Genomic DNA, 14483 nt, shown 5'->3' on the forward strand with positions numbered 1-14483 from the left:
AATAAATGTTAATATTGAAGTGTAATTACACTTCTCGTTTCCTCATCTTTTATCCCTTCTTTCTTCACAAAACTTCTGTTCTTACTTTTGAATAGTTCAATATAATGCTCGAATTTTTACAATTACATAATCATATTAACTATACCGAAGCCATCTGATAAATCATGAAGAAATGTTTTCTCAATATAGCGCTTTCAAATTATCTAAGGATCTTCATCTAACTAGATTTTATACCATTGTTTATGAATGATAGCACATATTCATACACAAATATTTCAGGTATAAAATCTAGCAAATGACTTACATTAGTATTTCATAAAACCAAAGGTTCTTATATGAAGTGATCCAGTAATTTATTTAACAGTTTTCTGACTACCAAAGGGATTATCGTTTTTAATGCAAAACTTAGTATTTTTAAAAATAATCGTGTCCTATTACACATAGATGGATCTTTCTTTATTTCAGATAACACGTTATTTGTAAGCTTCTCCCATCCCTTTATAATTTTTACTATAGCAGAATTATTATCTTTACCATTTCTCATGATTTACCTCCCAAATTATACTAGAATATATAACAATCGGAGGATTTCACCATATTTTTTTGTCAATGTACTTAAGGATATATTGTATTTCATTTTAAATTTATCATATTATTTTATATTTGTCAAATTTTTTTATATTATTAACACTCTAACTCTCTTATCCTAATTAGACTATGAACGGATTTTAACGGAAATTAAGTTTATCGTTCAATACGTATCCACAAAAATGGCTATAAAAATCTTCTAGTCTTTTTATGAAAGTTCTATTCCAGTCCCTCCAAACCTATACATTTGTCAATTATATATCTTTCAGATCACATAAACAGTTTATCCCCCATGATGTCTCTAAGGGTAAGTCGACATAATATTCTCACATATATGGCACATCATCATATTTTCTCCTAATCATCATCCCCATCTTTACTGCTAAATTGCTCTCCACCAAATATTTAAATATCCCAATCCGCTTCTAAAGATTATATACGTTTCCCGACTCTTCGAATGTAATATAAGTTAAAGCCCAGGACGAAAAACTCTCCAGAGTTTGTCGCTATTTCCGGGAAAAAACTCACCGGAATTTTTTGAATAAAATGAACGAATTTGAAATCATTCGCCTCAACTAAACTTTATACTCACCAAATTGATTTCACCTACTATTATTCGCCTTGATTTTCGGATTCCTTATAGATAAAAATAGTATACTTCAAGAATCAAAAATACGCTCATATATTTATTGCTGTATTCTTTTTTAAGTATTTCTATTCGTCCTATATAAATATTACTTTATTTATGATATAATCCAATAATAAAAAAGACACCCTTATCAGGTGTCAAATTCTATACTTTATAAAGCGGGCGAATAGTATAATTTCAAATCTATTACACGAATAAGGTCACCCATCCATCTATTTTCACCCTATCCATACCGTGTTTATTCGTCCATTTTTCGAGACTCAACAGCACAAAATAGCACGGAAATACGCCGTTTTTCAGACATTAGAATAGTAGGAGACAAAATATTCTAGATATCTATGTTATTTTGCTTTCATCACTTGCAAAATAACATCTTTACACAATCATCCCTATAGCATATTCATTTCGGGATAGTTAAAAAATTCTGGAAAAGTTTGGACTCAGAATTTTCCTCAATAATGAGTTAAATCTGAGTCCAGAGTTCTTAAAATAAATACACCCGATTAATTTCTATAATTATTAATTTAGGAAATTTAATCTTATCTACCCACTTTTTAATCGGTCAAGTTGATAATGTTCAAAAATTATCACGGAAATAGCTCATCATAACAAATTCATTATATCCAACTTTCCACATTTTACAAAAATGTCGCCATTTACTATTTCAGCATTTGCTACTTAATCAAATCTTGAATTGATTTTTTCTGTAAACAAACATAAAAAGAATATTCTCTATTCTTATAATTTTGTGTTAGGTGATTAATAAGTATCTCTCTTATCAAATTCGTATCAATAGATACTTCTTTTTTACTCCTATTCTTGAAAAGATAGCTAAGCAATCTATTCTCATTTATTATGCACTCAGCAACATCTGAAGATAAGTGAAGAATTTCCTCTATTTCATTCAAAGTATACATCTTAGTTCCTTTCATGAATAGATACACTTTTATAAATAATATATGTCTTTACAATAGGAGTGGTAAATCAAACCCTTATTTTAACAATTTCAGAAGGCTCTAAAACCAAATCTGCATTGGTAAAATCTCCTCTTTTTTTATAGACTTTTTTTAACGTATCAATATACTTTTTTCTCACCTCTACGACATTTAAATCATGTTGTATAACATTAGTATTACTATTACTGTATAGGAAATATACTACCTTTTGTTCATCAATAACAACCGGATTTTTTTCCTGCTGTAATAATAAAATATCCTCCACCTTTTTCAGACGCTTTACGCTCATCCTTCTTCCTCCCTCACTATTATCTTTTTTATTTTATAGACTTTTCTGTCATATAATTCAAAAATAGCCCCCACTTTATCGTAAATCGATGACATTGCAAGAGCCTCTAAACAAGCTTCATCTTCTTCTGACTGAATAGCGATATTCAATGACAGAAGTGGAATCGACTCATTTTTTTCAGACATTGTAATACCATCAACAACCATGGTCAAACAGTTAATCCAGTTGTCCGTTTTCCCCTTTTTAAAGTACTTCATATTAGCTGATTGCAATAAAGCCGCCTGCCTTTTAAAAGACTGGTATATCAGACCTACTTTCCATTTAAAATTAGTTATCTCCTTTATATTTATTGAATTGGGTCCATCAGCAACAAACGCCTCATGCTCTTTACTTCTTGTATTATATATGCGAATCAAAAATCTAACCTTACCATGAAAGAACAAAGAATTTAGATTTAGCAATATTTCATAGCAAAACTGTCCAAATTGTTCATAAGCAAAATCATGTTCGCATTCCTGTTTTGTTTTTTTAGTAAGCTTTGTAAGGTTTCTACTCTTTAACCAATCATTTTTATATTCTTTATATTCAGCATTGTATGCAGGGCTCCCTTTTGCGAAATCATTGTTTATTTTTTCAGACATCCTGCAATAAAACTTAAAAAGTAGTTCCTCTTTTGATAAAATTTTTTCTACATTTTCTTTCGTTAAAACTGCGTACATTCTAGGATTTTTTTCCACACTAGTAAAGGGCATTAAACATTTAAATGAGTTCTCTAGAGGGACCGTAAAAAATCCATTTCTCACATTTGAATATAAAGTATTATCCTCAACGAATACCCCCTTTTCATTAGTGGATCGAATATAAATATTCATAGTTTTTGTGTCCTTATCAATCTGATAAATAGAGTACCTCATTCCACTTTTATGTGAACCATTTTCTCCAGTTTTCTGATATGAAATTCCTGTGCAGAAACTATTAGTTGTCTTATCTACACCAGACATAGTTTTTACTTCAGATGTGTGTATATGCCCATGTAAGAAGAAATCCACATTGCATTTTTCCATAAATTCTTCTAATTTCACACGTTCCTCATAGGTAAACCAATCGAGAGGGTGATGCATACACAAAATAGTGAAATCTGGTTTTTTTCCTTTACTTTTCGCAATTTCATTTTTAACATAGGTAAACTGATCATCTCCTACTACCAGTTCCCCATAGCTATTTTTTATCGTAGTAGTCCAGCTTGAATTAAGAATAATAAATCTTATTCTCATTATTGGTACATTATTAGCGCTCTTAAATGATATATCAAATGCTCCCACCCCATTTTGAGTTACTTTATATTGTTGATCAAATTTATTATACTCTGGATATAATGCATCCATTCTACCTTTTATACTATTAATAATCTCTGCATTGGTTTGATGATTCTTTTGTGCATTTTCAAGCAATGAAGTCAACCATGGATTTTGAAGGTTAGCATCATGATTTCCGATTGCTACAATAACTTTTTTCTTCGATATCCCACAGTTCTTAATTATCTTGTTTACTTTTCGACCAAAATCATCAAATAGGGTTACCTTGCCTCGATCAATAGAATCTCCTGTTATGAGCAGCAAATGATATTCATCCAAATCTGATTTCTGTTTGATTAAATCTTTTTCTAACTCTCTTAATATGTCTTCAGTTTTTTCAGATCCGTCATAGTGTATATCGGAAAGATGAATTATATTAATCTTTTTCATTTGTACTCCTCCTCATACCATTCCTATATTGCATTCTATCATACAAATTCTCTAAAATCAACGCAAGCAAACCGCTTTCAAAGAAAGCTTTTAGTAATTATACACAAAACACATTATTATCCGTATTTGTAAACTATGTTGATTTTTCCCAAAGAATTGATACATTGTCAACACAAAGCACATGGTATTATCTTGGTACTATTTATGGAGAGAATATGGGCAATGCCATTCACCTGGTAGAGCTCTTTCGTCTCCGGGTCCATGTCCTGTCGCTCCCCCAGGATCATGGCCGCCAGAATGCCGCCGTCTTTCTCCCCCGACGCCTCAAGGAGCGCACTCTTCCAAGCTCCGCGGAACCTCTCAAGGCCGTCACGCAGCCTCCAGAAAGAGTCATCCTGTACTGCCACACGCTCTGCCCACATACCCACATGGATATTCTGTTTCTGATAATAGAATTTTTGATCAAAATTTCCGGGATTTCGCGCCTCATCAAAAAAGAAAATCTGTCCTATGGCGCTCAGGATATTTCCTGTACGAAGATCCGTTTTTTCAGGATCGTATAAGATCACGCCGGCCTCCTGCACCGTGCGGCCGGACTTTGTAATAGAAGTATCTCTCAGATAAAAAATATGATATTCTGCTCTTTTTTCTTTTTTCCACACCTGCCCTTCTATGCAGACTGTGTCATCCTCCTCGCAGATGCTCCGGGCAGGGGGATCCTGGAGTTCTTCCAGAAAGTATGCCCCGCCCAAGTGGACTGCCAGAAAGGCAGCGATCAAAAAGAACAGGCAGAAAATAAACAATCGCCTTTCTTTCAATATTATTTTGTTTCCTCCATCAAATCCGGATTTCTCTCAAAAGGATGGCTCAGATCCACTGTATTCTGAAAAGTGATATCCGTCTCCCCATTTACAGAGATCTGGACTGCACGGACTTCTCCGCCCCCGTTTTCCACAAGGGAATTCACAATGGAGAAGACCACAAGCTCCGGAGACACCTGGTACTCCTGAGAGAGAAATCCCTCGTCAAAATTTACATAGCAGATCCCATCTTTTACAGAAACTCCGAGCAGGATCGTGTCTGCCGGCAGTGTCGCCTGACACGCCTGGCTCTTAGGCCCCTTCAAAAGCTGCTCCAGGATCAGTTTCTGCAGAGAGGTATTGCTGTTGTACCGCACATTGACCGTCTCTTCCTGCAGCCCGCTCCCGTCCGACGAGGCAAAACACAGTGTCAGCTCTGTCTTCTGGTAGGAGTTAAGAGCCGAGCCGATATTCTGCACAAAATCATCTGCCCCCATGTAGCCTGTCTCTGTCCCATCTGCTTCCTTTAGAGGCTCATCCCCTATGAAAAAGCGCACTCTGCTGATCCCCTCGATCTGGGTCAGGGACTGGACTACAGCGGCCCTCAGCAGAACCTCCCTTCTTTTTGGGAGACTGCGATAGGCATCGCTGAATGTCAGGTCCAGCTTGCCGCCCTGCAGCCCTTTTATCTCCACGGACACCTCCTCTGGAATAGCACTGGCATATCCGTCCGGATCCGAGGGATCTTTCATCTCCTCAAGAGCCTCCTCCGCCATATCCTGGGACTCTCCCCCGGAAGGCTCCCACGCCACGGGAAGGAGGGACATGCCTCCCTGCTCCACATACAAAAGATATCCCTTCCCCTGCTCCACGGCGCTTTTTTCTCTCCCACAGCCGGAGACAAGAGCCAGGGCCAGCAGGGCTGCCGTCAAAAGAAGCACTGCCCGCAATGATCTGTACTGTTTTTTCATGTTCAGAAACCTCCCATCCTGCTTTCCCGGATCAGACAACATAGCTCAGAGGGATCCGCACAGTGAAAGTGGTCCCCTCCCCCACCTGGCTGTACACCTTGACAGCGCCTCTGTGAAGGACCACCGCGTTTCTGGCGATGGCAAGTCCCAGCCCTGTGCCCCCGATCTCCCGGGAGTGGGATTTATCCACACGATAGAATCTCTCAAAAATGTGTTCCTGGGCTTCCTGGGGAATGCCGATCCCCGAGTCCGCCACCTCAATATAGAAATACTTGTGGTCTGCGTTCAGAGCCACATGGACCCACCCGCCATCCACATTGTACTTCACTGCGTTTTCCACAAGATTTGTAATAGCAAGAGAAATCTTTACTTCGTCAACTTCTGCGTTTACAGGTCGAAAACTTTCAAAGACTACCTCGACATTTGCCGCTGCGGCGATGGGCTGCAGTCTCTTCAATATCTTCTCCACCAGATCATTAATATTTGTCTGCTTCACATCCAGCGTAGAGGCTGTCTTATCCATCTTTACCAGGGATAAAAGATCATTGATGATCTTGTCCTCCCTCTCGATCTCCTCCGACAGGTCTGCCATGAATTCCCTGTACAACTCCACAGGCGCATCCTCCTGCACCAGCAGGGAATCCGCCAGGACCTTCATGGATGTGATGGGCGTCTTCAGTTCATGGGATACATTGGCCACAAACTCCTGCCTGGAGTCGTCAAGTGTCTTCAGGCGTCCCAGCATCTTGTTGAACGCCTCAGACAAAAGACTGGTCTCCGTGTACGCATTTTCGTGGAGATAGTTGGTATCATAGCCCTCGCTGACCGCCTCGATGGAGGAAGTGATCCTGGCAAAGGGCCGTACTACGACCGTCCCGAGGATCACGGCCAGAGCCGCCACCAGCAGCGCGGTCACTCCCACTGCCACCCAGGCAGTGCTGTTCAGCACATCCAGACTGTCTATGACTGCATCGGCAGAGACGCTGGCCAGCAGGACACCGGCCACCTGCTCACTTCCCGGCACGAACACAGGAGAAGTCACTTCGATATATCGGTTGTCCGGATCGTAGATCTTCGTCCCCTCTCCCTCAAAACACTGGATCACATCTTCAGACACGATCATCTTTCCTGTATCCAGATCATATGTATCTTCCGTGATCTGGTACTGACTGTTGATCAGCATAATACGGCCATTATAAATGCTGGACAGCTGCTCCAGCTCGCCCTCCAGGGCTTCTGTGAGACCTGTGTCCAGATGTCCTCCGGCGCCGATCTGATCGCCAAGGATCGTGCACTGGTTCTGCAGCTGGGCGGTCAGTACATCCACCGCCCTGCTCTCATAACTTTCCAGGATAACAGCTTTCAAGACAATGCAGGGAATGATCCCCACAGCCACAAAAAGAAATATAATGCGAAACTTCAGACTTTTTAAAAAATGATTTCTGAAATATAACCTAACCCCTGAAATAGTAACCAACTCCCCACTTCGTGTACACGTATTTCGGATCACTTGGATGCGTCTCGATCTTCTCCCTGAGCCTCCGGATATGTACATCCACTGTGCGCACATCGCCGGGATACTCATAGCCCCACACAAGGTTCAGGAGATTTTCCCTGCTGTACACTTTATTCGGATGGGTAGCCAAAAGCTCCAGCAGGTCAAACTCTTTGGCAGTCAGATTGATCTCCTTCTCCCCGATCACAACCCGGCGGCTCTCGCAGTCGATCCGCATCTCTCCCTTTACGACAACATTCCTGTCTTCCTTCTGCTCTCTCTTCTTTCCTGTGCGCCGAATAATGGCCTTGATCCTTGCCTTAACTTCCAGGATATTAAATGGCTTGGTGATATAGTCGTCTGCCCCGTACTCAAGTCCCAGGATCTTGTCCATGTCCTCTCCCTTGGCGGTCAGCATGATGATAGGGACATCCGAATACTCGCGGATCTGTCTGCACACTTCAAACCCGTCATGCTTGGGCAGCATGACATCCAGAAGGATGATATCGTATGTATTCTCAGCGGCCAGCTTCAGAGCCTCCTCGCCATCGTAGGCACAGTCCACTTCCATGTCGTCCTGCTCCAGACTGAACCGTATCCCCTTTACGATCAGTTTTTCATCATCTACAACCAATACTTTCCAACCCATAATGTCTCCCTCAACTTTTCTAGTCTTCTGTCATCAAACGGTGATCTCATCTTTCAATTTCTCATAGATGCCTTCCTTGATGCCTTCCACATTCATAATGTCCTCCGGCGAGCGAAAGGCCCCCTCTTCCTCCCGGTAGGCAAGAATGGCCTCCGCCCGGGTCTGCCCGATCCCGGTGAGTGTCATCAGCTCTTCCAGGCCAGCCGTGTTCAGGTTCACCTTACCTGCCTCCTGGTCCGAAGCCGTATCCTGCGCCCCTCCCATCGTATCCTGAAGAGCCGCGCCGGTCTGTGCCTCCTCCTCTGTGGGGACATAGATCTTCTGTCCATCCTCCGCCTGCTGCGCCAGATTCAGACTCTCCGGGCTGGCCCCCTCAAGAGTGCCGCCGGCCATCTCGATGGCCTGGTACACCCGGGCGTCTCCGGGCAGTTCGTAGACACCCGGAGCTGCCACCTGGCCGCACACATAGACGAATATAGAGCCGGGCTCCTCCCCGCTCTCCTCCGTATCTTCTTCCTGCGTCTCCCCGGAAAGGTCCTCCTCTTCTGTCTCCCCGGACTCTGCTGTCTCTTCCAAAGAGATCTCCTCTATTCCTGAGGCTTCTTTCTCTTTTTCACATCCACTCAAAAACAATGTCAAAGTTACAATGATCACAACGACCATAACTGGTCTTCTACGCATAATTTTCTCCTTTACAGCCGTGTTCCAGCTGCGGACACCCCTCTTATGCCTAGATAAAGTCATTGTACTATTTCCACTGAAAAATTGCAACTCCAATCAGGGCCAGCGCCATGCCTCCCACCTTCCGCCACTCCAGGGGTTCCTTCTCCACGCCGAAAAGCCCTGCCAGCTCAATGAGATAAGCCACAATAAGCTGTGCCATGACAATAAGGAGCGCCGCCTTGGCAGGACCCAGCTGCTCCATGCTGCGGATCACCGTCCAGGTGATCCCCGCTCCGATGACGCCGCCAAGAAGCATATACTTAGGCTCCACCCGGGCAATGGCGCCAAAGCTGTCTCTGCCCGCAAAAAACCAGACTCCCAGGCAGACAGCGAGGGCCGAGAACTGCACCCAGGCATTGCTCACATACTCTCCTGTTGTCTTGGTCACCTGGGTGTTGAATACACCCTGCACGCTCATAAGGGCGCCTGATAATAGCGCGATAAAAAAACCAGCCATAGAAAATCACTTCCTTCCTTTTGATCAGAAGTTAGTATTTCCCACAGCCGGCCCTTATATTCCGCCAGACTTTTTAAAGTACTTTTTCCAGCTTTTCGATCATCTCATCCACATGCTCTTCTGTGATGATAAGAGGCGGCACCATGCGGAGTACATTTCCACCCGCCGTGATGACTAAAAGTCCCTCTTTCTGGGCCTTCACAACGACCTCTCCCACCGGCACGTTCAGCACCAGGCCCTGCATCAGGCCTTTTCCTCTACGCATCTCCACAGACTCTTTGCGCTCTGCCAGGGCATCCAGCTGTGCCTCCAGGTAGGCGCCCACCTTCTTCACGTGGTCGCAGATCTTTTCCTTCTCGAAAATGTCCAGCACCGCGCTGACCGCCGCGCACACGAAGGGATTCCCTCCGTAGGTGGTGCCGTGGTCTCCCGGAGCCAGGGATTTTTCAGCCACTTTCTCAGTCATGGCAAAAGCCCCTACCGGGACACCGCCGCCGATGGCTTTGGCCATGGCCATGATGTCCGGCTTTACGCCGTAATCCTGCCAGGCAAACATGGTGCCGGTGCGCCCCATACCGCACTGGATCTCGTCCAGGATGAGGAGCACGTGATTCTCATCACAGAGCTTTCTCACCCCCTGCAGGAATGCCGGGTCAATAGGATAGATGCCTCCCTCTCCCTGGAGAGTCTCCATGATCACCGCGCAGGTATGCTCGTTCATCTGCTCCTTCACGCTGTCCAGATCATTGTAACGGGCAAATTTCACGCCCCCTATCAACGGTTCAAAAGGCGTCCGGTAGGCCTCGTTTCCTGTCACAGCCACTGCGCCCATCGTGCGCCCGTGGAAGGAGTGTTCCATGGCGATAAACTCATAGCGGCCAAAGCCCTCTGTGAAGGCGTACTTTCTGGCCGCCTTCAGGGCACCCTCAATGGCCTCTGTTCCACTGTTTGTAAAGAAGACACGGTCCATCTGAGCCGCCCTGGTCAGCTTCTCGGCTGCCTCCGCCGCCGGCTTGCTGTAGTACAGGTTGGAGGTGTGGAGCAGGGTGTCCACCTGGTTTTTCAGCGCCTCCGTGTACTCTTTATGTCCGTATCCAAGGCCGCACACAGCTATGCCTGCGGCAAAATCCAGGTATTTTTTCCCTTCTGTGTCATACAGGTACACGCCCTCGCCTCTCTCCAGAACGATGGGATATCTGTTGTAGGTGTGCAGAAGCGACTGTTCCGCCTCGTCGATCCATTTATTTGTCATCGTAAAATCTGCTCCCTTCATCATCTAAGATGGCGGTTCCGATACCTCTGTTCGTAAAGATCTCCAACAGAAGACAGTGGGGGATCCTTCCGTCCAGGATATGCACTCTGGAAACGCCGTTTTCAATTGCATCGATACAGTTGTTCAGCTTCGGAAGCATACCGCCTCCGATATAGCCCTCCTCCATCAGCTGTCTGGCCTCGGACACTTTCAGCTCTGAGATCAGCGTCTCCGGATCCCTGGGGTCCTTGTACACGCCCTCTATATCTGTCAAAAATGCCAGCTTCTCCGCGTGCATGGCCCTGGCGATGGCGCAGGCCGCGTCGTCCGCGTTGATGTTGTAGGTGTTGTTCTTGTCGTCCAGCCCTACGGGACACACAATGGGAAGGAAATCCTTCTCCAGCAGGTCCCAGAGGATATCCGCGTTCACTTCCTTCACATCTCCCACAAAGCCGATATCCTGCCCGTCAGAGAGCTTCTTTGTCACCCGCAGGAGGCCTCCGTCCTTGCCGCTGATGCCGATGGCTCGGACACCCAGTCCCTCCACGAACTGGACCAGCTCCTTATTAACCTTTCCAAGGACCATCTCCGCCAGCTCCATGGTGGCCTCGTCGGTCACCCGCAGACCGTTCACAAAGCGGGGCTCCATGCCCACCTTGCCCACCCAGCGGCTGATCTCCTTTCCGCCGCCGTGGACGATGATGGGCTTAAATCCCACCAGCTTCAGCAGGGTCACATCCTGGATCACTCTCTCTTTGAGGGTCTCGTCCACCATGGCGCTGCCACCGTACTTCACAACAATAACTTTACGGTTAAACCGCTGGATATAGGGGAGGGCCTCGATGAGCACCTCTGCCTTATCCAGATATTTCTGCATATTGTTATCCATTTTTCTTAACTCCTGTAATCTGCATTGATCTCAATGTACCCGTGAGTCAGGTCACAGCCCCAGGCAGAGGCGCTCTCCTGTCCCATCTTCACGTCCGCGATGGCAGTCACTTCCGGCTCGGAGAGGATTTTTGTGGCCTCCTCCTCGCTGTAGTCCACGGCAGTGCCGTTCTCTATGATCTGGATCTTTCCTGCCTGGCTCTCAAAGAACAGATCCACCTTCTCCGGATCAAACTGGGCGCCGGAGTATCCCATAGCGCAGAGGATCCTTCCCCAGTTTGCATCATGGCCCGCGATGGCTGTCTTGGTCAGGTTGGAGCAGACGATAGCCTTTGCCAGCACCTTGGCCTGCTCTTTGCTCTCGGCTCCGATGACCTTGGCCTCAAAGAGAGCGGTGGCTCCCTCCCCGTCCCCGGCGATCTTCTTTGCCAGGTACTCGTTGATCACGTGGAGAGCTGCCTTAAACTCCTCATATTCCGGCGTGCCGCAGGTGATCTCCTCGTTTTCTGCCATTCCGTTGGCCAAAAGAAGGACCGTGTCATTGGTGGAAGTGTCCCCGTCCACGGAGATCATATTGTATGTATCCGGCACATCCTCGCTCAGGGCGCTCTGGAGCGCTTCCTTTGTGATGACAGCGTCTGTGGTGATGAAAGAGAGCATGGTGCACATGTTGGGGTGGATCATGCCGGAGCCCTTTGCCATGCCGCCGATGGTGACGGTCGTGTCTTTTACCTGGATGGTGACGGCGATCTCCTTCTCCTTTGTATCTGTAGTCATAATGGCCTTTGCCGCCTCTGTCCCTGCTTCAAGGGTGGAAGCTTTCTTCGGGGCCAGGGCCTCGATGCCGGCTTTCAGCTTCTCGATGGGCATCTGTTTTCCAATGACGCCCGTAGAGCCGATGAGCACGCCTTCCGGGTCAATGCCAAGGACCTCCCCGGCCTTGTCCGCTGTGTCTTTGCAGTATCCAAAGCCTTCTGCGCCTGTGCAGGCGTTGGCAATTCCTGAGTTTACAATGACAGCCTGTGATTTCTTTCCACTCTTTACCACCTGCTGGTCCCACTTTACGGGAGCTGCCTTTACTACATTTGTGGTAAAGGTTCCTGCTGTCACGCAGGGCACCTGGCTGTAGATCAGGGCCATATCTGTGCGGTCCTTGTACTTCAGTCCGGCCGCCGCATGGGCTGCCTCAAATCCTTTTGCCGCGGTCACGCCGCCTTCTATTCTCTCCATGTTATCCACCTTCCCCTGAAAATATTTTTATTGCTTTACTGTTCATTGAACGCCGTAATATTGGCGTCATTCAGCACAAAATCATAATAGTTCAGATCTTCTCTCTCTGTCCACCCAATGGTGTTCCAGAAGGCATTTCCAATATCATTTTTTGTAAATGCAATGAGACAGACTTTGTTGATCTTCTCCGCCTTCAGTGCCTCCATGGCCTTCACCACCATGGCTTTCCCTATGCCGTGACGGCGGTAGGCCTCGTCCACACACACGTGATAGAGGCATCCCCGCCTGCCGTCGTGTCCGCACAGAATACTGCCCACGATCTTTCCGTCCTTTTCCGCCACCACGCTGGTGGTGGGATTTCTCATAAGGAAGCGTTCTACCCCTTCTCTGGAGTCATCAATGCTCCGGATGCCAAATCCCTTGATCTGCTTCCAGAGATGGTACACCTCCTCGTAATCGTCAATGGTCATCTCACGGATTGTCATATCTATTCACCTCTACGGGAACATGGGCACAAGATCCAGCCCCTCATCCTCCGGCAGTCCGAAGGCAAGGTTCATGTTCTGCACCGCCTGTCCGGCCGCTCCTTTCACAAGATTGTCAATGGCTCCCATCATAATGATGCGGCCGGTCCTCTCATCGATCTTAAAGCCGATATCCACGTAATTGCTGCCCTCCACCCACTTAGTCTCGGGGTAGACGCCCTCATCGAGGAGGCGGATGAATTTCTCATCTTTATAATATTTCTCGTACACGGCCTTCACATCCGCATAGGTCACATTCTTTATCAGCTTTGCGTACTCTGTGGCAAGGATCCCTCGGTTCATGGGCACGAGATGGGGCGTAAAATTCAGCACCACCTGGTGTCCGCAGGCATATCCCAGCTGCTCCTCTATCTCCGGGGTGTGCCTGTGGGAGGCCACGCCGTAAGCCTTCATATTTTCATTGACCTCGCAGAAGAGGTTCGGCACCTTGGCTCCTCTGCCGGCGCCGGATGTACCGGACTTGGCGTCAATGATCAGTGTGTCCATGTCAATGAGTCCTTCTTTTGCAAGAGGATAGGCTGTCAGGATGGAACAAGTGGTATAGCATCCCGGGTTGGCGATCAGCCGGGCATTCTTCACATCCTCCCTGTTGATCTCGCACAGCCCGTAGACTGCCTCTTTTATAAATTCCGGGCTCTTATGCTCTATGCCGTACCACTTCTCATAGGTAGCCACGTCCTTGATGCGGAAATCCGCGCTCAGGTCGATGATCTTCACCTTGCTTAAGATATCCTCATTTACAAGGGAAGCGCACAGGCCCTGTGGAGTTGCCGTGAATATCACGTCCGCCGCTGCGGCCAGCTCATCCATATTGTCATCCATGCAGACTGCATCCACGATCTGGAACATATTCTGGTACACACTTGCGTACTTCTTATCTATATAGCTTCTGGAGCCGTACCACACGATCTCGGCATCCTTATGCCCCATCAGAATGCGGACCAGCTCTGCCCCCGCGTATCCGGTGGAACCGATAATTCCTGCTTTTATCATCTCACGCATATCCTTTCTTATTAAAATAGAATAACACTTGTTAAAGTTTATACCACTTTTCATTCCGTGTAAAGTAGATTGCCGGAACTTTTTACCTGTCACATTTCGGTACTGCATGATTATACATCTCTTATGAATATTATGCAAGTTTTTTCTCCATCCATTTCTATTTTTCTTCGTGCGCCCTTCCTCTGCGCCCCATATATCCGCCTTCATTTCCCTTCTGTTTTCCCCTATTTTTATGCGGTTTTTC

At 46.1% G+C, this 14483-nt stretch carries 14 protein-coding genes; all 14 read right to left on the reverse strand.

Going from position 1 to position 14483, the window contains the following annotated elements; genetic code table 11:
• Positions 1 to 331 precede the first annotated feature (331 nt).
• Positions 332 to 544: a hypothetical protein gene (locus INF30_RS07060; RefSeq protein WP_226394706.1), complete on the reverse strand. Its 213-nt coding sequence runs from the start codon at positions 542 to 544 to the stop codon at positions 332 to 334.
• Between the two features lie 1677 nt (positions 545 to 2221).
• Positions 2222 to 2482: a hypothetical protein gene (locus INF30_RS07065; protein ID WP_226394707.1), complete on the reverse strand. Its 261-nt coding sequence runs from the start codon at positions 2480 to 2482 to the stop codon at positions 2222 to 2224.
• Positions 2479 to 4227, reverse strand: a complete 1749-nt coding sequence (locus tag INF30_RS07070; RefSeq protein ID WP_226394708.1) for a metallophosphoesterase family protein — start codon at positions 4225 to 4227, stop codon at positions 2479 to 2481. Before INF30_RS07070 ends, INF30_RS07065 begins: the two co-directional genes overlap by 4 nt.
• Before the next feature lie 167 nt (positions 4228 to 4394).
• On the reverse strand, positions 4395 to 5045 hold the full coding sequence (locus tag INF30_RS07075) for a DUF4131 domain-containing protein (RefSeq protein ID WP_226394709.1): 651 nt from the start codon (positions 5043 to 5045) through the stop codon (positions 4395 to 4397).
• A 2-nt stretch (positions 5046 to 5047) separates the two neighbouring features.
• Entirely contained in the window at positions 5048 to 5998 is a 951-nt protein-coding gene (locus tag INF30_RS07080) for a GerMN domain-containing protein (RefSeq protein WP_226394710.1), read from the reverse strand.
• Between the two features lie 31 nt (positions 5999 to 6029).
• On the reverse strand, positions 6030 to 7508 hold the full coding sequence (locus INF30_RS07085; protein ID WP_226394711.1) for a sensor histidine kinase: 1479 nt from the start codon (positions 7506 to 7508) through the stop codon (positions 6030 to 6032).
• The gene (locus INF30_RS07090; RefSeq protein ID WP_076776570.1) at positions 7453 to 8142 is read right to left on the reverse strand and encodes a response regulator transcription factor; all 690 of its coding nucleotides are present in this window, start codon (positions 8140 to 8142) and stop codon (positions 7453 to 7455) included. The genes INF30_RS07085 and INF30_RS07090 overlap by 56 nt, the downstream gene beginning before the upstream one ends.
• A 33-nt stretch (positions 8143 to 8175) precedes the next feature.
• Positions 8176 to 8823 (reverse strand): helix-hairpin-helix domain-containing protein, encoded by a 648-nt coding sequence (locus INF30_RS07095; RefSeq protein ID WP_226394712.1) that lies wholly within the window; start codon positions 8821 to 8823, stop codon positions 8176 to 8178.
• 67 nt (positions 8824 to 8890) lie between these two features.
• On the reverse strand, positions 8891 to 9322 hold the full coding sequence (locus tag INF30_RS07100) for a DMT family transporter (RefSeq protein WP_226394713.1): 432 nt from the start codon (positions 9320 to 9322) through the stop codon (positions 8891 to 8893).
• Between the two features lie 73 nt (positions 9323 to 9395).
• Positions 9396 to 10574, reverse strand: coding sequence for an aspartate aminotransferase family protein (locus INF30_RS07105; RefSeq protein WP_087173680.1), 1179 nt, complete (start codon positions 10572 to 10574; stop codon positions 9396 to 9398).
• Positions 10564 to 11463 carry an acetylglutamate kinase gene (argB, locus tag INF30_RS07110; protein ID WP_087173681.1) on the reverse strand — a complete coding sequence of 300 codons (900 nt, stop codon included), beginning with the start codon at positions 11461 to 11463 and terminating at the stop codon, positions 10564 to 10566. Before argB ends, INF30_RS07105 begins: the two co-directional genes overlap by 11 nt.
• 5 nt (positions 11464 to 11468) lie before the next feature.
• Positions 11469 to 12692 (reverse strand): bifunctional glutamate N-acetyltransferase/amino-acid acetyltransferase ArgJ, encoded by a 1224-nt coding sequence (argJ, locus tag INF30_RS07115; protein ID WP_076776559.1) that lies wholly within the window; start codon positions 12690 to 12692, stop codon positions 11469 to 11471.
• A 35-nt stretch (positions 12693 to 12727) separates the two neighbouring features.
• A complete protein-coding gene (locus INF30_RS07120) occupies positions 12728 to 13177 on the reverse strand; it encodes a GNAT family N-acetyltransferase (RefSeq protein WP_226394714.1) in 450 nt (149 codons plus the stop codon).
• 12 nt (positions 13178 to 13189) lie between these two features.
• Positions 13190 to 14230 carry an N-acetyl-gamma-glutamyl-phosphate reductase gene (gene argC / locus INF30_RS07125; RefSeq protein ID WP_226394715.1) on the reverse strand — a complete coding sequence of 347 codons (1041 nt, stop codon included), beginning with the start codon at positions 14228 to 14230 and terminating at the stop codon, positions 13190 to 13192.
• Positions 14231 to 14483: the final 253 nt, after the last annotated feature.

The organism is Claveliimonas monacensis (assembly GCF_014982975.1).
Taxonomy (GTDB): domain Bacteria; phylum Bacillota; class Clostridia; order Lachnospirales; family Lachnospiraceae; genus Claveliimonas; species Claveliimonas monacensis.

Excerpts from the sequence above, each read along its gene's own strand:
- INF30_RS07060 (WP_226394706.1), bottom strand. The coding sequence starts at position 544 with ATGAGAAATGGTAAAGATAATAATTCTGCTATAGTAAAAATTATAAAG.
- INF30_RS07065 (WP_226394707.1), bottom strand. The coding sequence starts at position 2,482 with ATGAGCGTAAAGCGTCTGAAAAAGGTGGAGGATATTTTATTATTACAG.
- INF30_RS07070 (WP_226394708.1), bottom strand. The coding sequence starts at position 4,227 with ATGAAAAAGATTAATATAATTCATCTTTCCGATATACACTATGACGGA.
- INF30_RS07080 (WP_226394710.1), bottom strand. The coding sequence starts at position 5,998 with ATGAAAAAACAGTACAGATCATTGCGGGCAGTGCTTCTTTTGACGGCA.
- INF30_RS07090 (WP_076776570.1), bottom strand. The coding sequence starts at position 8,142 with ATGGGTTGGAAAGTATTGGTTGTAGATGATGAAAAACTGATCGTAAAG.
- INF30_RS07095 (WP_226394712.1), bottom strand. The coding sequence starts at position 8,823 with ATGCGTAGAAGACCAGTTATGGTCGTTGTGATCATTGTAACTTTGACA.
- INF30_RS07100 (WP_226394713.1), bottom strand. The coding sequence starts at position 9,322 with ATGGCTGGTTTTTTTATCGCGCTATTATCAGGCGCCCTTATGAGCGTG.
- INF30_RS07105 (WP_087173680.1), bottom strand. The coding sequence starts at position 10,574 with ATGACAAATAAATGGATCGACGAGGCGGAACAGTCGCTTCTGCACACC.
- argB (WP_087173681.1), bottom strand. The coding sequence starts at position 11,463 with ATGGATAACAATATGCAGAAATATCTGGATAAGGCAGAGGTGCTCATC.
- argJ (WP_076776559.1), bottom strand. The coding sequence starts at position 12,692 with ATGGAGAGAATAGAAGGCGGCGTGACCGCGGCAAAAGGATTTGAGGCA.
- INF30_RS07120 (WP_226394714.1), bottom strand. The coding sequence starts at position 13,177 with ATGACAATCCGTGAGATGACCATTGACGATTACGAGGAGGTGTACCAT.
- argC (WP_226394715.1), bottom strand. The coding sequence starts at position 14,230 with ATGATAAAAGCAGGAATTATCGGTTCCACCGGATACGCGGGGGCAGAG.